Here is a 20,484-nt window from a genome sequence, read left to right on the forward strand (position 1 = left end):
AGAGCTTCAGACATCGTTGAGCAAAAAATCGGGGATCGTTATCCAAGTGGCGTTTACAACGTTGTTGTAACACAAGGAGAAGATGTTAAAACACTTCGTGTTATCAAACGATAATCAACAGATTAATATAAACAAAAAGACCTTCGAGAAATCGAGGGTCTTTTTTTTATTGGTTGACTGTTGTGAGTTTTTTAATATTTGCTGTAATAATAAAAAGAAGTACTTTTGTTTTTATAAATAATTACATAAATGAATGTTCTTGAATTAATAGGAAGGTCGAAAGCTTTATTCAGTGAAGATATTGCAAACAATAGCGAAGCACTAGAAAATATTGTTTCAAAATCATCCTTTCTTGTTATAGGAGGAGCTGGTTCTATAGGACAAGCTGTAACGAAAGAAATCTTTAAAAGAAACCCTAAGAAATTGCATGTAGTCGATATTAGCGAAAATAATTTAGTTGAACTTGTCAGAGATATAAGAAGCTCATTTGGCTATATTAACGGAGATTTTCAAACATTTGCATTAGATATTTCTTCAATAGAATATGATGCTTTTATCGAATCTGATGGCGATTTTGATTATGTATTAAATTTATCTGCTCTAAAGCATGTCCGAAGTGAAAAAGATCCTTTCACCTTGATGAGGATGATTGATGTGAATGTTTTCAATACGGAAAAAACCATAAAGCAATCTATTGCAAAAGGGACTAAAAAATATTTTTGTGTTTCTACAGATAAAGCAGCCAACCCTGTAAATATGATGGGTGCTTCAAAAAAAATAATGGAAATGTTTCTAATGAAATATAGCAATGATATTGTTATTTCAACTGCCCGTTTTGCCAATGTCGCTTTTTCTGATGGTTCGTTGTTGCATGGCTTCAATCAGCGAATTCAAAAAAAACAGCCTATTGTTGCTCCAAATGATATCAAAAGATACTTTGTTATTCCACAGGAAGCGGGTGAACTTTGCCTGATGTCATGTATTTTCGGAGAAACCGGCGATATATTTTTTCCAAAGCTCAGCGAAAGTTTGCATCTTATTACATTTGCAGAAATTGCCAAAAAATATTTGAACGCTTTAGGATATGAAGTTGACGAATGCCAGACAGAAGAAGAAGCACGTCATAAAACCGAAAGTCAATCACTGGATAAAAAATGGCCTTGTTTATTTACTCAAAGTGATACCACAGGGGAAAAGGATTTTGAAGAATTTTTTACTGACAACGAAGTATTAAATATGAATCGCTTTAAAAATTTAGGTATTATAAAAAGCAAAACCTTTATTGAAAATGACAAAATTGATATTTTTTCAAAGACTATAACAGAATATAAGGCCAAACGAAAATGGTCAAAAGAAGATTTAGTTACCCTGTTTAATTATATGATTCCTGAATTTAATCATAAAGAAACAGGTAAATATTTAGACGCCAAAATGTAATGGGAGATTATTCAGAAATAGTTAATTTTATAAAAGCAGTTTATCCCAACAATGATTTTATTCCATTGCATGCTCCAGTTTTTAGAGGTAAAGAAAAAGAATATCTTATTGATACGATAGATACAACTTTTGTGTCTTCAGTTGGAGCTTATGTTGACCGATTTGAAGGCTTAATGTCTGAAATTACAAAAACTTCAAAAGCTGTAGCAGTCGTTAACGGAACAGCCGGAATTCAAATAGCGTTGCAACTTGTTGGCGTAAAAACCAATGATGAAGTACTAACACAAGCGCTTACGTTTGTGGCAACAGCAAATGCCATTGCTTATACTAATGCACATCCGGTATTCATAGATGTCGATTTGGATACAATGGGATTGTCACCAAAAGCTCTTGAAAATTTCCTTTTAGAATATGGAGATTTAAGAGAAGATGGTTGTTATAATAAAAAATCCGGTAGAAGAATAGCTGCTTGTGTGCCTATGCATACTTTTGGTTTTCCTGTTCACTTGGATGAAATTATTGCTATTTGCAATACTTGGAAAATCCCGATAGTCGAAGACGCAGCAGAATCTCTTGGAAGCGAATATAAAAATAAACCAACTGGAAGTTTTGGGAATGTGGGTATTTTTTCATTTAATGGCAATAAGATTGTAACCTCAGGTGGTGGCGGAGCTTTAGTAACTAATAATATAGATTTAGGAGAAAGAGGTAAGTATTTAACAACAACTGCCAAAATTCCACATCCGTATGAATATTTTCATGATGAAATAGGTTACAATTATAGGATGCCTAATTTAAATGCGGCATTGGCATGCGCACAGTTAGAACAATTAGACTTATTTTTAAAAAGTAAAAGAGAACTGGCTCTCGAATATCACGCATTTTTTAAATCCAAAGGAATTAATTTTAGAACCGAAACACCCAATTCCAAAGCAAATTATTGGTTAATGTGCGTTGAGTTAGAAAACAAATCAGAAAGAGAATCTTTTTTGAAATTCACTAACGATTCGAAGGTGATGACCAGGCCAATTTGGCAATTAATGTTTAGATTGCCAATGTATAAAGATTGCCAAAAAGATGAACAAAAAAATGCCCGTTTTCTGGAAGAAAGAATTGTAAATATACCAAGTAGTGTTAGATAATAAAGAAATAATAATCGTTGGTTATTCCGGTCACGGACTGGTCGTTTCAGATGCTGCATTAGCTTCTGAAATGAACCTGAAATATTATTCAGAAATAAATGAACAGATTAAAAATCCATATAATCTTGTATATCTTGGTGATGAAAATAAAGAAGATTTTGCCGGTTGGAATTCTGAAAACGCCTTCATTTTAGGGATTGGCGATAATGCAATCAGATATAAAATAGCGCATTTTATTTTATCAAAAAATAAAAAAATATTAAATGTAATCCATCCAACAGCATCAATTTCTGATAATGTTTTGATTGGAAAAGGAAATTTTATCAGCAAAAACACTTCCATCAATCCGTTGGCACAAATTGGCAATTTTTGTATTATCAATACGGGTGCAATCATTGAGCATGAATGTATTATTTCGGATGCGGTTCATATTGCTCCGGGTGCTGTTTTGGCAGGAAATGTAAAAATTGGTGAGCGTAGTTTTGTTGGAGCCAATGCTGTGATTAAACAAGATGTAACAATTGGGAAAGATGTGATTATTGGCGCGGGTTCCGTTATTATTAATGATGTAGAAGATGGCCAAACAGTAGTTGGAAATCCTGGCAGAATCATACTTAAATAAAGCGATTTATGGAAATAGAACATTTTAAAGAAAGAATTATCCATTTAAATGCTACTCTGATTGAAGCACTAAAATTAATGGATAAAATTGATAAAAAGTCTTTGCTTATTCTCGATAACTCCATTTTTAAAGGAATCGTAAGTGCAGGTGATATTCAACGCGCCATTATTCAAAACAAACCATTACAGACATTAGTTCAGGATATATTAAGACCCAATATAAAAGTCGGCAAAGAAACCGATTCATTTGAATCTATTAAGCAAATGATGATCGATTTCCGAATGGAAATGTGTCCGGTTATCTCTGAAAACAACGAAATAATACAAGTCTATTTTTGGGAAGATATTTTTGAAAATAAAAAACCAACACCGAATCAGCAACTAAATTTATCGGTGGTTATTATGGCAGGCGGTTTTGGAACACGCTTAAAGCCTTTGACAAATGTACTTCCAAAGCCTTTGATTCCTATTGGAGAAAAAACAATGCTTGAAGAAATCGTCGACCGCTTTGCGGTATATAATTGCAATGACTTTTTTGTGTCTGTAAATTATAAAGCCGATTTGATAAAGTTTTATATTGAAAATTTGAAATTGCCACAAAGCATTTCCTTTTTTACGGAAGATAAACCGCTTGGTACAGCTGGTAGTTTGAGCTTATTGAAAAATAAAATCAACACAACTTTTTTTGTCACCAATTGCGATATTCTTATTGAACAGGATTATGCAGAGATTCTAAATTTTCATAACGAACAAAAGAATGAATTAACTATAGTTGCAGCCATAAAGCATTATCAAATTCCTTATGGAACATTAGAAACAGGTGAAGGTGGAGAGCTTTTATCACTAAAAGAGAAACCCGATTTATCGATTTTGGTAAATACGGGTATGTATTTGTTAGAGCCACAAGTTTTAAATGAAATTCCTGATGGCGAGTTCTTTCATATTACTCATTTAATAGAAAAACTAAAATCGCAAGGAAAAAAAGTTGGGGTTTTTCCGGTAAGCGAAGGCTCTTGGCTGGATACTGGCGAATGGGCAGAGTATAATAAAACTCAGGAAAAGATTTCTAAAAGATAAATTATGAGTAAAAAAATACTGGTTTTAGGAATCGGCCAAAATAATTTCTTGTCTTTTTTATATTCAAAATTAAAATCTTTTGACAATACTTTCATTATTTCAGCACCTTTTGCTAGAGAGCTCAACAAGGATGTGAAAAATGATTCCTGGATGTATGATAATAATCTAGTTTCCAATAAACCATCTTTTCTTTCAATTCTTCAGTCGTTTTTTTTGATTCTGATTGATAAGCACACATATCAAACCTTCTTTTTTATTCTTTTAGTTGAAAAAAAGTTTAAGAAATCAGTCCATTTCCTTTATGCTCAAATAAAAGCGAAAGCTTTCTTTTTGACAAATAATAATTTTAATGATTTTGATGTTTTTCATTTTCATTTTTTGCAGTATAGTTATCTGCGCGAGCTTTTTTTGATTCCAAAAGACAAAAAAATTGTATGTACTTTTTGGGGTTCAGATTTACTTAGAACCAGCGATATCCTTAATTTTTATTTTGTCAAAAAAGCATTGAGCAGAGCCAATATCATAACTTGCCAATCTCTTGAATTAAAAGAAATTATTCTTTCTAAATATGGAAGGCATTTGAGTGATAAAATAAGAATCGTCGTTTTTCCGGTTGACGAAAAAATTTATAATGATATCGATTCAGCAAGAGATAACAAAGATTTGATTTCTGATTTCAAAATTAAATATGGGTATTCTTCCTCAAAAAGAAACATATTAATTGGCCACAATGGAAGTGTTTTTAACAATCATCTTAAAATAATAGAAGCTTTTAATTCGATTCATCACAAAAGCGAAGTCCATTTAATTGTTAACCTGAATTACGCTTTAGATAATGATAATCGGTTGTCCTATAAAAATAAATTGGTAAAACAGTTGGAACAAACAGGAATATCTTTCACACTATTAGAAACATTTTTTTCAAAAGAAGAACTGGCAATTTCAAGATTAGCTTCTGATATTTTTATTCACATGCCCATTTCCGATGCGTTAAGCGGTACGATGACCGAAATGTTATATGCAAACAACGTAGTTATCACAGGTTCATGGCTACCTTATAAAACATTTAAAACAATGGGATTATATTATCACGAAGCCGATGATTTTGAGTCGCTTTCAGATAAGATAGATGAATTAAATTCAGGGTTTGATAATGAGAAACTCAAAGCCTTTGGTAACAAAAAAGCGATTAAAGAGTATTTCTTCAGTGATAAAATTATCGAAAACTGGGCAACCATATTAAATTAAGAACATAATGGATTTAAAAACCAAAGTTAAAAAGAGCTTAGTTTGGTCGTTTGGCGATCAAATAGTATCACAGGTGCTCTTTGTTATTTTTGGAATCTTTTTAGCTAGAATTTTGCCACCATCCGTATTTGGGGTTGTGGGTATGGTAACTATTTTTACAAATTTTGCAGCATTATTTATTGATATGGGTTTTGGAACCGCCTTAATTCAAAAAAAGGATGCTGACAACGAGCATTATTCATCTGTTTTTTGGTTAAACCTTGGAATTGGCTGTTTACTGTATGCTTTATTTTTTTTTTCAGCTCCATTATTAAGTACTTTTTTTAAACAACCTCAGTTAACAATTCTGGTTCGGGTTATTTGTTTGTCTTTTATTATCTCTTCATTAACTTCGATTCAATCCAATCTACTGATTAGAGAACTTAAGTTTAAACAAAAAGTCATTATAAACTGGATTTCAGTTATTATAGGTTATACCGTTGCTTTTATATTAGCATTCAACAATTATGGTGTCTGGTCTGTTGTGTGGATGACGATTGTTACTTCCAGCATAAATTCAATCCTGTATTGGTTTTCAACAAGTTGGTATCCATCGTTTATTTTTAATAAAGCCAAAATAAAAGAATTATCACGTTTTGGATTGAATGTTTTAGGAGACACAACCGTAAATTATTGGTCGCGGAATTTCGACAATTTTATTATTGCCAGAGTTTTGGGTAGTACAGATTTGGGACTTTATACGAGAGCTTATTCGTTAATGTTATTGCCATTGCGGAATATATCTGCCGTAATTACAAAAGTAATGTTTCCTGCTTTTGCCAAAAAGCAAGACGACTTAGTAGCATTAAAAAAATATTACTTATTGATTATCAGGTACATTTCGCTAATAACGTTTCCGGCCATGATAGGTTTATCTTTGGTTTCAAAAGAATTTGTGCTGTTGTTTTTTGGAGATAAATGGGCAGGTATGATACCATTACTTTCTATTCTTAGCGTAATTGGTTCATTTCAGTCGATATTGTTTTTAAACGGAATGATATATAATTCATTGGCAAAAGCAAACATTGCTTTTAGAATCTCATTGATAGTCAATTTTATATTGATTATCGCGTTTACTATCGGAGTCAACTTTGGTATAAAAGGTATGGCTTTCTCTTATTTAATAGCAAGCGTTTTATTGTTTTACCCTGTTTATTCCACAGCTATCAAGCAAATTAACACAACGCTGTTAGAAGTTTTCTTAACTTTAAAAGGTAGTGTTCTGGGTACTTTAGGTATGGCTTTATGCCTTTTCCTTATAAATTATTTTACAAATTTTTCTTTGTTGACAGGTTTCATAATTAAAATAGTATCGGGTTCAATAATATATTTTGGCTTTATTTATTATTATGAGAAAGAAATATTGAAAACAGTAATGGATAAATGTGCAGGTGTTTTAAGGAATAAGTTATAATTTTGAAAAACATTTCAATTTAAATTCTACAAATGATAATAGGAAACGGACTTATAGCAAAAACATTCCATGATTTTGACAACATGGATACTGTGATATTTGCCTCCGGAGTTTCCAATTCCTTAGAGACTGATAAAAATTCTTTTTTAAGAGAAGTGAATTTGGTTGAACAAACTTTGGAAGCTAATAAAAAATCCTTGTTTGTATATTTTTCGACTTGCAGCGTATATGATTCTTCCAAAGCCGCAAGCCATTATGTTAGTCACAAGCTGTTTATTGAAAATCTAATTAAAGAAAAGGCTAAAAAATACCTTATTTTAAGGGTTAGCAATGCAGTTGGCAAACAGGGAAATCCTAATCTTCTTTTAAATTATCTATTCAAAAAAGCCATAGATAAGGACGAAATAGTAATTCAAAAAAACGCAAAAAGAAATCTGATTGACGTAGAAGATTTAAAGCAAATTACAATAAACATTATCAATCAGAATATAATTAACAGAACCGTAAATCTTGCTTATTTGTTTAATTTTTCAATAATTGACATCGTAAGTGCCATTGAAAAATTTACAAACCAACAACTTCAATTAAAATTTGAAGACAGCGGGCAGGAATATAACATTGAGTTAGACCTTGCAAAAGAATATTTTCTGAAGAACAATAAATTAAATAAAGAGCTTTACCTTGAATATTTACTTGATAAATATTATTCTGATTATGCTTTTAAAAAATAATTTCATCTTACAACTAAATGCAAAATAAAGATATAAATCAATTGATGGTTTCGGTAGTTGTCATAAGCTATAATCACGAAACTTATATTGAAAAATGTTTAGAAAATATACTGAACCAAACTACCAATTTTGATTTTGAAATTATAATATCCAACGATTGTTCTACAGACAATACGGATTCAGTTATTAGAGATATCATCAAAAAAGATAATAACGTTCATAACATTCGATATTACAATCAGGAAAATAATTTGGGAATGGTCAATAACACTGCCTTTGTATTCAAACAAGCCAAAGCAAAATATACTGCCATTTGTGATGGAGATGATTATTGGTCAGATGCTTTAAAATTGCAAAAGCAAGTTGATTATATGGAATCGAATGATGAAATTGTGTTTACATTTCATGGCGCAAAAACCCTGGATAACAACTCAAATTTTAATACGTATCCAAAAAATAAACTTTTTAAGGATAAGCAAATTGTACCTAAAGAAGTTTTTATCAGCAGAGGTGCTGCCTATTCCTGTACTTCTTCAATAATGTTCAAAAGAGAACTAACGCAAAACTTGCCAAAGTATTTTACTAATTGCTTTGTCAATGATTTTCCTTTAGCCTTGCTGGCAATATCAAATGGAGAAATTGGATATTTAGAAGATGAAATGACGGTTTATAGAACAATGGCCGACAATTCATGGTCTGCGATTAAGGATAAAGATATGATTTTTAAAGAGAAAAAGTTTGAAAACACGATGATGACTCTGAATGATTTTGATGAATTTACAAACCATAAATATCATTCGCTTTTGGATAACTTAAAGTCATTATGTGCATATCAATTATTACACAGTTACTTTTCCACAACTAAATCGAAACAAGTTAGATTGAGTAAATACAAAGAATACGGGAAGAAATTGAATTTAGAACACAGAAGCAAGATATTGATAAAATTAATGATCAAGTAAATATGTTCAGGAATTACAACTATTTAGGGTATAACAATCCATATTATTTTACAAAAGAAGGCAAGTTTGAAATCCATCAAAACTTTCCTAAAGCTATAGCGCAATTTCCCGGCGAAAAAGTAGTTGATCCTGCAGCAGCTATAGAAATGCTGAATAAAGAATTTTTTCTTGGTGACAGAACCGTAATCGAGAATCTCAACAAAACACCATGGCTTGCAAAACCTAATACAGATTTTAACCATTGGGAATATGATGAAGCCCCAAAACACGGTTCTCTGAATATAGAAGAAAAGGAAATTGCGAAAATTTTATTCCAAAAAATATGTGATGAAATAGCACTTTATGTTGGTGATAAAAAAAGTATAGGCATTCTTCTAAGTGGCGGAATGGATAGCAGAATGGTTGCCGGAGCTTTAGACTTTTTAATGAAAAATAATAAAGTCAGCAACCTAAAAGTAACAGCTGTAACCTGGGGAAACTCAAATACCCGCGACGTAATTTATGCAAAAAAAATTTCCGAAAGATTAAACTGGGAATGGAAGCATTATCCGGTCACAGCAGAAGGCTTGTTGCAGAATATCAGGGAAACAGCTATTTATGGCTGTGAATATTCTCCGATGCATTTACATGCAATTCCACAAATTAGGGATGATAATGATTTTGATGTAATTCTTGCCGGAAGTTATGGAGATAGTGTTGGCAGAGCTGAGTTTGGTGGGAAAAACATTCGACATGTCGAGCCGCTTTTAAAGAACATACACAACGTAAGCAGTTTGTTTCGTGATGATGTTTTCGAAGATTCCATAAAAAAGATTGAAAATGACGTTACATCCTATCATAAACTTTTCCCGCGTGACGAAAAGTATATGCAAAATGAATTAGACTATCAGCTGCATTATATGCGTAGGATGCTAAATCCATGTATGGATTTGTTTAATGAAAAAATGGAGTTCTATCAGGTTTTCTCGCATCCTGATGTGTATAGTTTTATGTGGACAATCCATCCGGATAAACGAAACGATGATATATACAAACATATGTTGTTAGAATTTGTTACGCCGCTTGATGACATTCCGTGGGCAAGAACAGGATTGAAGTATGGAGAAAAAACTGGAATTCCCGATGAATATTTAAAACGTCATCACACTTATGTACACATACTTCAAAAAGAAATTTTAGAGGATATCAAAAAAATGGTATTGAGGGAAGAGTTTAAAAGTCTGGGGATTTTTAAATACAAATCAATAGAAATATTGTTCAAATTGATTAAATATTTTCCATTGAATAGTTTGTATTACACTGAAAAAGTAGCGTGGTTGGCTAGTTTAGCTGAAATGTCTAGATTGTATAAAGTTAAAGGCAACCCGCAACTTAAAAAAGCTGAGTTTAATGAATATTCCATCATCTATGAATACATGAAGAGGTATTCAAGAAACAAAGCCGGATATTTTTTAAGAAAGCTTAGTCTTATAAAATAATCTCTATAAACTGAATGGAAGCACTTTCTAAAATAAAGATAATCAGACTAACGACTTTTTTAGATTTTGGTGGTATTGAGAAAAGATTAATTAATATCTCAACGCATCAGGATCAAAACAAGTGGTTATTTTGTGCTTTAAATCACGGAGGAAATGCCGAAGCAGTTATACAAAACAATGGAAAGCGCGTAATTTGTTTCAATTATTCCTATAGAATTCCAAGTATCATAACCCTTTATAAATTAGTTCGATTTTTCAAAAAAGAAAAACCGGATGTTGTGCATACTTCTGGTTCTGAAGCTAATTTTCATGGCATTTTAGCAGCAAAATTAGCAGGCGTTCCAATAATAATTGGAGAAGAAGTAGGTATTCCGAATCAAAGCAAAACAGCGAGAATCATTTTTTCTAAAATATATTTATTGACCGATTATATTGTTGGAAATTCGATTGAAGTAATAGAATACTTGAGAAATCATAATAATGTTTCAGCAAAAAAGCTAAAACAAATACCCAATCCGGTAATTTTTCCTGAATTACCAAAAAGCATAAAAACTGAGGATGGATTTTTCAATCTTATTTCTGTTTCAAGATTAGAAAAAGTAAAAAACATAGATAGCATCTTAAGAGTTGTTGCAAGGTTAATTGAACTAAATTTACCAGTTCATTACACAATACTTGGCGATGGTAGCAAGATGAATCATTTAAAGAAAATGACTAAGGAATTGAATATTGAAAGCGCAGTGACTTTTTTGGGTTTTCAGGACAATCCATATCCTTATTTACTAAAGGCCGATTTGTATTTGTTGACTTCTTTTACCGAAGGTTTTTCCAATTCATTAGCCGAAGCTATGTATTGCGGAATTCCTTCATTAACTACAAGAGTTGGTGCTGCACAAGAGATGATTGAGGATGATAAAAATGGTTGGATTGTAAATGTAAATGATGACGATGATTTATTTAATAAAATAAATTATATCATTAAAATAGGAAATCATAAGCGTATGGAAATTGCGGAAAAAGGAAAAGAAACTGTTGTGAAAAATTTTTCTTTGCAAAATCATGTCAACCTGCTGATGACTATGTATAAAAAAAATAAAGAATGATACGAGTTTTACATGTTTTGGATACTATAATGTCTGGAGGTGTTGAACGTCGAAGATTATCATTGGCCAAACTTCTTGATAACACAAAATTTGAATTAAAGATTTTATGTGCTCATGCTGCCGGACCTTTTCCGGATGAGTTTGCTAAATATGGTGTTGAAGTGATTGTGATTGGAGATTTACATTCTGTTGTCAATGTAAAACAGCATAAAAAAGTAATGAAAGTTATTGATGATTATAAGCCACATATAATCCATGGAGCTGTTTTCGAGGGTATAACAATGGCTTCCATAAATGGATTTTTTAAACGGGTGCCTATCATTATCCTTGAAGAAACTTCAGACCCGCAAAACAGAAGATGGAAAGGACATTTATTACTCAAACTATTATCATTGCCAGCCGATAAGTTTATTGGAGTTTCTCCATCATCAACAGATTATTTAGTTAATACATTGAAGATATCTAAGAATAAAGTTCAGTTGATTAATAATGGTGTGATTACGCCAGAGGCAATAAATATTGAAAAAGTTAATGCTATAAAAAAGCAGTTTAATATTAGTGAAGATCAGATAATCATTGGTTCAGTGGGCAGAATGGCTCAGGATGAACACAAGAGATATTCCGATTTGATAAAAGCTTTTGCTTTATTGGTCAACAAAGGATTAAAAGTTAAACTTATGCTGGTAAGTGGAGGAAAGCTAATCGACACTTATAAAAAACTGGCAAGTGAATTAGGAATAGAAGATGATGTAATATTTACAGGTTATCAAAATGAAACCAGTAACTACTATTATACTTTTGACATCTTTAGTCTAGTATCAGCTTATGAAGCTTTTGGATTGGTACTTGCCGAAGCCATGTTGCATAAATTGCCAATAGTTGCTACCAGAGTTGGAGGAATGAGGTATATTGTTGAAGATAACAAGACGGGTTTTTTAGTCGAAAAATATAATGTTCAGGAAATAGCAGCTAAACTTGAATTACTTTGTAATGATATAAATCTGCGTAAAACCTTTGGACAGAACGGTTATGAAAGAGCTATGGAAAATTATACCGAAGAACGCTATGTAAAAGACATAGAAAGTTTATACTTAGAACTTATCAAACAAAAAAAGGTTAAGATTTAATGAAAAACATCCTTTTCATAACATGGGACGGCCCGCAAACCACCTATATGGAAGGGCTTTTTATGCCTATTTATCAAGCGGTAAAGGCAAAAAGCAATTATAAATTTCATGTAATACAGTTTACCTGGGGAAGTTCAGAGCGTATTAAAGTTACTGCTCAAAAAGCGGCAGCTTTAGGTATAAAATACACAGTAATAAAAATTCACAGAAAACCAGTAGCAATTTTAGGAAGTTTTATCACACTTTACAAAGGCACTTATTTATTAAATAAATACATAGCCGAAAACAACATTGATATTGTGATGCCAAGAAGTACAATGCCTTCTGTCATGGTCAACCGATTGAATAAAGGTAATTTTCAAGTGCTGTTTGATGCTGACGGTCTTCCATTAGAGGAGCGTGTAGATTTTTCGGGTTTAACGCGAACCAGCAAGCAATATCTATTTTTTAAAAAGGAAGAAACAAAAATGCTGCAACAGGCTAATGGCGTCATAACACGTTCACAGAAATCGATTGATATTCATTTAAAAACAATACATCATAAAAACCCTGAAAAGTTCTCAGTAGTTCTGAACGGAAGAAACACCGATTTTTTCAAACCAAATGATGAAGCGAAAATTAAGTTTAGAAAGGAACTGAACATAAAAGCCAGCTCAAAAGTATTTGTGTATTGTGGTTCTTTAGGAGCTCAATATGGCTGGGATGAAATGATAACAATATTCCAAAAATACCAACAAAAACATACTGATGCATTTTTTTTAATCCTTACGGGAAATATTGAATTTGCATTGCAAAGAATTCCGACTGAATTATCTGAAAGCATTCTCGTTAAAAAAGTGCCTTTTGAAGAAGTGCCCAAATACCTTAATATAGCCGATGTTGCTTTTGCGATTCGTGAACCAAAATTCAGTATGCAGGGCGTTGCACCAATTAAGCTTGGAGAATATTTACTTATGGGAATTCCAACTATTGCTTCAGTGGGAATTGGCGATTCAGAAGAAATTATGAAACAAGTTCCTAATGCATTTTTGTTTCATCACGACAATCCAAATGCTATTGATGAAGCTTTGCTTTTTGTTGAAAATTTGAGTGATGTAAACCATCAAAAAATCCGTGAATCCGGAATAGAATACTTCTCAATCGAAAAAAGTGCTGAGAGTTATATTGCAGCTTTGAATAAATTAAAATGAAAATCCTCTATCTAACAAAATACAGCCGGAAAGGCGCCAGCAGCCGACTAAGGAGTTATCAATATTTCCCTTTTTTAGAAGAGAATGATATTGCGATAACCAATAAACCGTTATTTGACGATCAGTATCTTGATTCGCTTTACAGCAAAAAGAAGCTAAGTCCGTTGCGTATTTTATCGTATTATGTTAAACGTTTTTTTGTTCTTTTTTCGATTTTCAATTATGATAAGGTCGTAATTGAAAAAGAATTGTTCCCCTACTTTTTTAGTTGGTTTGAATCTATTTTAAAAGGTTTAGGAGTAAAGTATGTTGTTGATTATGACGATGCTATTTTTCATAATTACGATTTGAGCAACAACAAATTGATTTTGTTTTTTTTAAAGAATAAAATCAATAACGTGATGAAAAACAGTCATGCTGTAATTGCCGGAAATAATTACTTAGCCCAAAGAGCGACAGTATCCGGAGCCAAAAATATCATCATTATTCCAACCGTAATTGATATAAAACAATATCATATAAAAGACAATTATCAAACCAATCAAGTTGTAATTGGCTGGATTGGTTCACCATCAACATTAAAATATCTTAAGCCATTAGTGCCGGTTTTTGAAGAAATTATAAAAAAATACAATTGCAAAATCCACATTATTGGTGCCAAAGAAGATTTGGGGATTTCCAAAAATGTTGACTATTTTCCATGGTCAGAAGACAAAGAAGTTTTATTGATTAGGAATTTTGATATCGGAATCATGCCTTTGGATAATACACCATGGGAATTAGGAAAATGTTCGTATAAACTAATTCAATATATGGGCTGCGCAATTCCAGTTGTAGCATCACCTGTAGGGATGAATGTTGAAGTTGTAGATGAAAAAATAAATGGTTTTTTGGCAACCACAAAGGAACAATGGCTACAAGCTTTAATCACTTTAATTGAAAATCCTGCCATTCGGGAACAATTTGGAAAAAAAGGAAGGCAAAAAGTAGAAAAATTATATAGTCTGGAGCAGACTAATCCGCAATATTTAAAAACTTTGCTCTAAAATGGTATACTTTCTAACTATAAAAAATGCTATTTTTGTGCTCTTGCTGAATCAGCCAATCTTATGGAATTAACACTAAACAGTGGGTTAGTTTCCAAAGAAATTTGAAATGGAAAAACAAAACAAAAGTCAATATTTAGACGTACTGCAAATTTTTAGAGGAATTGCTGCTGTAATGGTTGTAATTCACCATTCAGTAGGTTCTTTAAGATACTACCATCATCTTGATAATGACTTTTTGATTTTAATTGGGCATTTTGGAAAATTTGGTGTTGATTTTTTCTTTGTGCTTTCGGGTTTCATTATTTCTTATTCGAGCTATTTCAAAATAAAACAGCCTGATGCTTTTAAACATTATGTTATCAATAGAGTGCTGAGGATTTATATTCCGTATCTGCCAATTGGTATTTTCATGCTGTTGCTTTATACATTTATACCCAGTTTTTCGTCGGTAGAAAGGTCTATTAGTATGGTAACAACCTTAACTTTATTTCCCGATGGAAATCCAGCACTTTCGGTTGCCTGGACACTGACTTTTGAAATCACATTTTACATTTTGTTCAGTATTATGTTTTTTTCAAAAAAGCTGTGGAATTATTTCGTTGCCTTCTGGATTATTAGCATTTTAGTTTTTAATGTGTATTTTTTATCTGATCAAAGTATTCAATACAATATAATTTTAAAGACTATCTTTTCGCTTTATAATTTAGAGTTTTTATTGGGTTATTTTTTATCACTGCTTATTTTAAAAGGAATTAAAGTAAATAAAAACATAACTTTAGGACTGATTTTAGTACTGACTGCAGAGTTTCTTTATTGTTATTATTATAAAATTAGTTTCTATAAATTCTTCAGTAATACTCAGTTTTCTATTATTGTATTTTTGACACTTTATTATTATATAACTTACCATAATTACGAAATTAGAAAAAAAGCCATTTTTATGCTGATAGGAAATGCTACTTATTCTATATATTTAATCCATAATCCGTTACAGATGATCGTTATTAGGTCTTTGCCAAAATCGAGTGCGTGGCCTTATGCTGTTTTGGTGATTCTTTTTGTAATAACCATTTCCTGTATAATAGGATATATCTATTATAAAATATTTGAGGTTTTTTTATTAAACAAAACAAAATCGTATTTAATAAAGAAGCAATAGTATGTTAGATATCATTTATTTTCTTTTAATAATTGGCTTAGGTTTAGTCTTTATAAACTCTTTCAAATCCTCTGTTTCTAATTATGATATTAGGATGCTTCGCAAGTTGTTTTATTATCATTTAGCCTTTGGAGTTTATTATTGTTTTTTTACATTCGGTGATTCTATTGGGCATTGGAGAGAAGCAAAATCAATGTCTTTTAATGATTTTATTTATTCATTAACTGAAGAGAAAGGGACTTATTTTTTTCGAGCCTTTAATTATTTCCCGGCAAATGTCTTAGACTTATCCTATTTTACAGGAACAATGCTGTATAGTTTGATTGGTTTTATTGGCCTATCCTATTTTTATGTAATCGCTAAAACGGTTATTCCTTATAATTCAAAGTTTAAAGGCTATTATCTGTTCCCTGCTTTATTCTTTTTGCCTAACCTGCATTTTTGGAGTTGTGGAGTTGGTAAAGACACGCTGTGTTTCTTTTGTATTGGTATGTTTATGTATGGTATCCTAAAGCCTATAAGACGTATTCCATTATTAATCACAGGTCTAATGTTGGCTTATTTTGTTAGGCCTCACGTAGCATTGTTTATTCTTTTCGCTTTTGGTTTGGCATATGTAATTACATCAAAGATTTCGTTTTTTCAACGCATTTTGTTTTTTGGAGTTATCGCAAGTATAGCCTTCACCATTTTGCCATCTGTAATGGAATTTGCTAAAATTGAAGAAACCACTACTGAAAGCCTTGAAAAATTTTCTCAAAATAAAGCCGAATTGTTGAGTAGGGCAAGTGTCGGAACATCGATTGATATTTCTTCGTATCCATTTCCGTTAAAAGTATTTAGCTTTTTGTATCGCCCTTTCTTTTTTGATATTAATGGAGTACCGGCGATTATAGCTTCGTTTGAAAACTTATTGTTGCTCATACTTTCTTTTATTGTTATCAGAAATAAATTAATCCTAACTTTCAAAAGAGCGCCATTTGTAATTCAGGGCATGGTCTTTTTTTTAATAATAGGTACATTGGCATTCTCGCAATCTTTGGGTAATATTGGAATTATGATTAGAATGCGTAATATGTTTTTGCCCGGATTGCTGATTTTTATCCTTTGGTCTTTTTCATATAAGCAGCAAATCCTCAAAGGAAAAAACAAAAAATTGGGTTAAGATGGCAAAAAGAAAGTTTTTAATATTTCTTTTCTTTTACCATTTAGTTTTTACTATACTATCCTATCAATACGCGCTTAATCACTTGGGTGATTCTCATTTGTATTGGGCAAAAACCTTCAATATCAATAAATATTTCTGGTTCGATTTTGCGGGTTTAAATACTAATTTCATACTATTTCTCAATTTCCCATTCATTAAATTAGGCTTGCCTTTTTGGTTTGGATATTTGCTTTATGGTACAATTGGTTTTTTAGGTTTTTTAAAATTTATTGATTGGGCTGAACTTGCTTTTGGAGATAGTTTTAAATTTAGAGGAATCAATTTACTGTATTTCATTTTCCTGCTTCCAAATCTTCATTTTTGGACAGCCGCTTTGGGAAAAGAGCCGTTAGTTTTTTATGGCATTGCAAGTGTTTTTTATGCTTTGATTTCCAAAAAGTATTTAACGCCGGGCTTTATAATAGGAAGCCTATTGCTCATCTTCATTCGTCCACACGTAGCATTAATGTTGCTTTCATCTGTTGCTGTTGTGTTAGTATTCCAAAAGAAATATCCAATCAAAAAACGAATTTCTTTCTTTCTAATTCTCTTTTCGTTTTGCTCAGTTTTATTGTATTTGTCCCTGAAACTGTCACATATAAAATATTTAGATTGGAACCGGATTCAATATTTCAATCAATATTCTATACTGTCGTTTAAAAATTCGGGTTCTTATGTTCCTATGCTGGAGTATAATTATTTCCATCGTTTGTTTGTGTTTAATTTCCAACCGCTATTTTTTGATGCTTATGCCACATTGAGTTTGTTAGCCAGTTTTGAAAATGCATTGATTATTTTAATTTATTTAACAGCGCTTTATTTTGTGTTAAGATTTTATAGCAAAATCGATTTCATGGAATGGATGAAAATAGCTTTTGTCTTTGCACTAATTTCCAGTTTAATTTATGTGCAACGCTATGCTAATTTGGGTATTTTTATGCGAACCAAAATAATGTTTCAGCCTTTTGTTTTAATAGCTTTGCTTTGTATTATTAAGCAGGGTTTTCTACTGAAAAATGCTAAAGACTAATGGAAAAACAAAAACTCATCAGAATTACTACCATTCCAATTTCATTAGATAAGTTGCTTTCTAATCAATTGCAGTTTATGAATGCTTACTATGAGGTAATCGCTGTAGCTGCAGATAAAGATTATTTAGAAAAAATGGGTGCGAGAGAAAAAGTCAGCACTTTCCATCTTGAAATGTCACGTGAAATAACGCCAATAAGCGATTTTTTAGCAGTAGTTAAATTGTACTTTTTTTTACGAAAAGAAAAGCCATTTATTGTTCACACGCATACTCCAAAAGCAGGAATTGTTGGTATGTTAGCTTCAAAATTAGCTGGTGTGCCTCACAGATTGCATACTGTAGCAGGATTGCCTTTATTGGAAGCGACAGGCTTTAAAAGGAAACTTTTAGATTTTGTTGAAAAACTAACTTACACTTGCGCTACAAAGGTTTATCCAAACTCACATGGATTATTGGATATAATTACAAAAAACAAGTATTGCCCAATTATTAAGTTAAAAGTAATTGCCAATGGAAGTTCCAATGGAATAAATACAGTATATTTCAATCCAGCCCTTTTTTCCGAAACTCAAAATCTGGAATTAAAAAAACAACTGGATATAGCAACCTCCGATTTCGTATTTATATTTATTGGCAGATTAGTAGCTGATAAAGGAATCAATGAAATGGTAGCAGCTTTTAAAACAGTAAATGAAAAATATCCAAACGCAAAATTACTTTTAGTCGGAGATTATGAGAATCATTTAGATCCATTATTACCTTTAACATTAGAGCAAATTCAAACCAATGATTCCATTATAACTGCCGGTTTTCAAAGTGATGTGCGTCCGTATCTATCAATCGCTGATGCTTTAATTTTTCCAAGCTACCGCGAAGGATTTCCCAATGTAGTAATGCAGGCCGGAGCAATGGATTTACCAGCAATTGTATCCAATATAAATGGCTGTAATGAAATTATTGTAGAAGCAGAAAACGGAACTATTATTCCGGTAAAGAATACTTCAGCCATTATTGAAAAAATGGAATTGCTGCTAACGGATGAGAATTATTTCAAAAAGCTAAAGTCAAATGCCAGAGAAATGATAGTGTCGCGTTACGAACAAAAGCTTGTTTGGGAAGCAATTTTAAAGGAATATAAGAATTTGGATTAATTCTTTTGGTTATAGATTTAATAGTTATTTTTGCAAAAAAAGAATGTACAAAAGAGTAGTCAAACCCACAGCCGATTTTTTTGCAGCTTTAATCGGATTGGTTATACTATCGCCCTTATTTTTACTAATTGCAATTTTACTTTTTATTGCCAATAACGGGAAACCATTCTTTTTTCAAATGCGTCCGGGAAAGAACGGTGCCATTTTTAAAATTGTGAAGTTCAAAACCATGAACGATAAAAAAGATGCAACAGGTCAATTACTCTCAGACGGGCAAAGATTAACCGCAGTTGGTAGTTTTGTCCGCAAAACATCTTTAGATGAAATACCACAATTAATCAACGTCTTAAAAGGTGATATGAGTTTAGTTGGACCAAGACCATTGCTTACAAATTATCTGCACTTATATAATGAGTTTCAAAATCGTCGTCATGAAGTCAAACCTGGTATAACAGGTTGGGCACAAGTAAATGGCAGAAATGCGATTTCTTGGGATAAAAAATTCGAATACGATGTTTGGTATGTAGAGCACATTTCTTTTATTTTAGATTTGAAAATACTGTTTAGAACAATGCTAAAAGTGATAAAAAGTGACGGTATTAATGCAGCAAATGAAGCTACTATAGAGCCTTTTAGTGGAATTAATAAAATTTAAATATTTATTAAAATGAAAAAAATAGTTATAATAGGCGCGGGAGGATTTGGAAGAGAAGTTAAAATTATAATTGATGATATTAATAAGAAAAGTCCAGAATATGAATTTTTAGGATTTTATGATGATAATATCGAAAAAGGCAAAATAATCAATGGTTTTCCAATATTAGGAACTATTGAGGATTTGAATAATATAAAAGAAGAGACATTTGTTGCACTCGGTATTGGAGTGCCTACAACCAAAAAAAGCCTCATCAGGGAATTAGTAAATGACAAACTTCAATTTCCAACACTTATTCATCCGTCGGCTATTATTAGCAATGATGAAGTTTACATAGGTAAAGGAACAATAATTTGTGCGGGTAACATCATTACCTGCAATATTAGAATTGAAGATTTTGTAACTATAAATTTGATGTGTACCGTTGGGCATGATACTCATATCGATAATTTTTGTTCATTTATGCCTTCAGTAAATATATCAGGAGAAGTTAATGTTCATGAAAATGTTTATGTTGGAACGGGCGCAAAGATCATTAATAGATTAGAAATAGGAAAAAATACAATAGTTGGAGCAGGTGCTGTAGTTTCAAAAAGTTTACCTGAAAATTGCACAGCAGTTGGAATTCCGGCTAAGCCAATAAAATTTCATGATAATGAATAAT

At 31.7% G+C, this 20,484-nt stretch carries 19 protein-coding genes; all 19 read left to right on the forward strand.

The window, feature by feature from the left end; genetic code table 11:
* The first annotated feature begins 249 nt into the window (after positions 1-249).
* The 19 genes from ABIQ27_RS13205 to ABIQ27_RS13295 all read left to right on the forward strand — a co-directional run bounded on the left by ABIQ27_RS13205 (position 250) and on the right by ABIQ27_RS13295 (position 20,483).
* Positions 250-1,437, forward strand: coding sequence for a UDP-N-acetylglucosamine 4,6-dehydratase (locus tag ABIQ27_RS13205; protein WP_348034387.1), 1,188 nt, complete (start codon positions 250-252; stop codon positions 1,435-1,437).
* On the forward strand, positions 1,437-2,579 hold the full coding sequence (locus ABIQ27_RS13210) for a LegC family aminotransferase (RefSeq protein WP_348034388.1): 1,143 nt from the start codon (positions 1,437-1,439) through the stop codon (positions 2,577-2,579). The genes ABIQ27_RS13205 and ABIQ27_RS13210 overlap by 1 nt, the downstream gene beginning before the upstream one ends.
* Entirely contained in the window at positions 2,569-3,201 is a 633-nt protein-coding gene (locus ABIQ27_RS13215; protein WP_348034389.1) for an acetyltransferase, read from the forward strand. The genes ABIQ27_RS13210 and ABIQ27_RS13215 overlap by 11 nt, the downstream gene beginning before the upstream one ends.
* 8 nt (positions 3,202-3,209) lie before the next feature.
* Complete coding sequence (locus ABIQ27_RS13220) at positions 3,210-4,277, forward strand: nucleotidyltransferase family protein (RefSeq protein ID WP_348034390.1); 1,068 nt, start codon at positions 3,210-3,212, stop codon at positions 4,275-4,277.
* Between the two features lie 3 nt (positions 4,278-4,280).
* Complete coding sequence (locus ABIQ27_RS13225) at positions 4,281-5,525, forward strand: hypothetical protein (RefSeq protein WP_348034391.1); 1,245 nt, start codon at positions 4,281-4,283, stop codon at positions 5,523-5,525.
* Positions 5,526-5,532: 7 nt separating this feature from the next.
* Positions 5,533-6,978, forward strand: coding sequence for an MOP flippase family protein (locus ABIQ27_RS13230; protein WP_348034392.1), 1,446 nt, complete (start codon positions 5,533-5,535; stop codon positions 6,976-6,978).
* 32 nt (positions 6,979-7,010) lie between these two features.
* A complete protein-coding gene (locus tag ABIQ27_RS13235; RefSeq protein ID WP_348034393.1) occupies positions 7,011-7,709 on the forward strand; it encodes an NAD-dependent epimerase/dehydratase family protein in 699 nt (232 codons plus the stop codon).
* A 17-nt stretch (positions 7,710-7,726) separates the two neighbouring features.
* Complete coding sequence (locus ABIQ27_RS13240) at positions 7,727-8,671, forward strand: glycosyltransferase (protein WP_348034394.1); 945 nt, start codon at positions 7,727-7,729, stop codon at positions 8,669-8,671.
* A gap of 2 nt (positions 8,672-8,673) precedes the next feature.
* On the forward strand, positions 8,674-10,149 hold the full coding sequence (locus ABIQ27_RS13245) for an asparagine synthase C-terminal domain-containing protein (protein ID WP_348034395.1): 1,476 nt from the start codon (positions 8,674-8,676) through the stop codon (positions 10,147-10,149).
* 14 nt (positions 10,150-10,163) lie between these two features.
* Positions 10,164-11,252, forward strand: a complete 1,089-nt coding sequence (locus tag ABIQ27_RS13250; protein ID WP_348034396.1) for a glycosyltransferase — start codon at positions 10,164-10,166, stop codon at positions 11,250-11,252.
* A complete protein-coding gene (locus ABIQ27_RS13255; protein WP_348034397.1) occupies positions 11,249-12,379 on the forward strand; it encodes a glycosyltransferase family 4 protein in 1,131 nt (376 codons plus the stop codon). The genes ABIQ27_RS13250 and ABIQ27_RS13255 overlap by 4 nt, the downstream gene beginning before the upstream one ends.
* Entirely contained in the window at positions 12,379-13,569 is a 1,191-nt protein-coding gene (locus ABIQ27_RS13260) for a glycosyltransferase (RefSeq protein WP_348034398.1), read from the forward strand. Before ABIQ27_RS13255 ends, ABIQ27_RS13260 begins: the two co-directional genes overlap by 1 nt.
* Positions 13,566-14,615: a glycosyltransferase family 4 protein gene (locus ABIQ27_RS13265; RefSeq protein ID WP_348034399.1), complete on the forward strand. Its 1,050-nt coding sequence runs from the start codon at positions 13,566-13,568 to the stop codon at positions 14,613-14,615. Before ABIQ27_RS13260 ends, ABIQ27_RS13265 begins: the two co-directional genes overlap by 4 nt.
* Before the next feature lie 109 nt (positions 14,616-14,724).
* Complete coding sequence (locus ABIQ27_RS13270; protein WP_348034400.1) at positions 14,725-15,777, forward strand: acyltransferase; 1,053 nt, start codon at positions 14,725-14,727, stop codon at positions 15,775-15,777.
* Position 15,778: 1 nt separating this feature from the next.
* Positions 15,779-16,942: a hypothetical protein gene (locus tag ABIQ27_RS13275; RefSeq protein WP_348034401.1), complete on the forward strand. Its 1,164-nt coding sequence runs from the start codon at positions 15,779-15,781 to the stop codon at positions 16,940-16,942.
* Between the two features lies 1 nt (position 16,943).
* Positions 16,944-18,014 (forward strand): hypothetical protein, encoded by a 1,071-nt coding sequence (locus ABIQ27_RS13280; protein ID WP_348034402.1) that lies wholly within the window; start codon positions 16,944-16,946, stop codon positions 18,012-18,014.
* Positions 18,014-19,165: a glycosyltransferase family 4 protein gene (locus ABIQ27_RS13285; protein ID WP_348034403.1), complete on the forward strand. Its 1,152-nt coding sequence runs from the start codon at positions 18,014-18,016 to the stop codon at positions 19,163-19,165. The genes ABIQ27_RS13280 and ABIQ27_RS13285 overlap by 1 nt, the downstream gene beginning before the upstream one ends.
* A 43-nt stretch (positions 19,166-19,208) precedes the next feature.
* Positions 19,209-19,820, forward strand: a complete 612-nt coding sequence (locus ABIQ27_RS13290; protein ID WP_348034404.1) for a sugar transferase — start codon at positions 19,209-19,211, stop codon at positions 19,818-19,820.
* Between the two features lie 12 nt (positions 19,821-19,832).
* Positions 19,833-20,483, forward strand: a complete 651-nt coding sequence (locus tag ABIQ27_RS13295) for an acetyltransferase (protein WP_348034405.1) — start codon at positions 19,833-19,835, stop codon at positions 20,481-20,483.
* Position 20,484: the final 1 nt, after the last annotated feature.

This window comes from Flavobacterium sp. (assembly GCF_039916025.1).
GTDB lineage: Bacteria > Bacteroidota > Bacteroidia > Flavobacteriales > Flavobacteriaceae > Flavobacterium.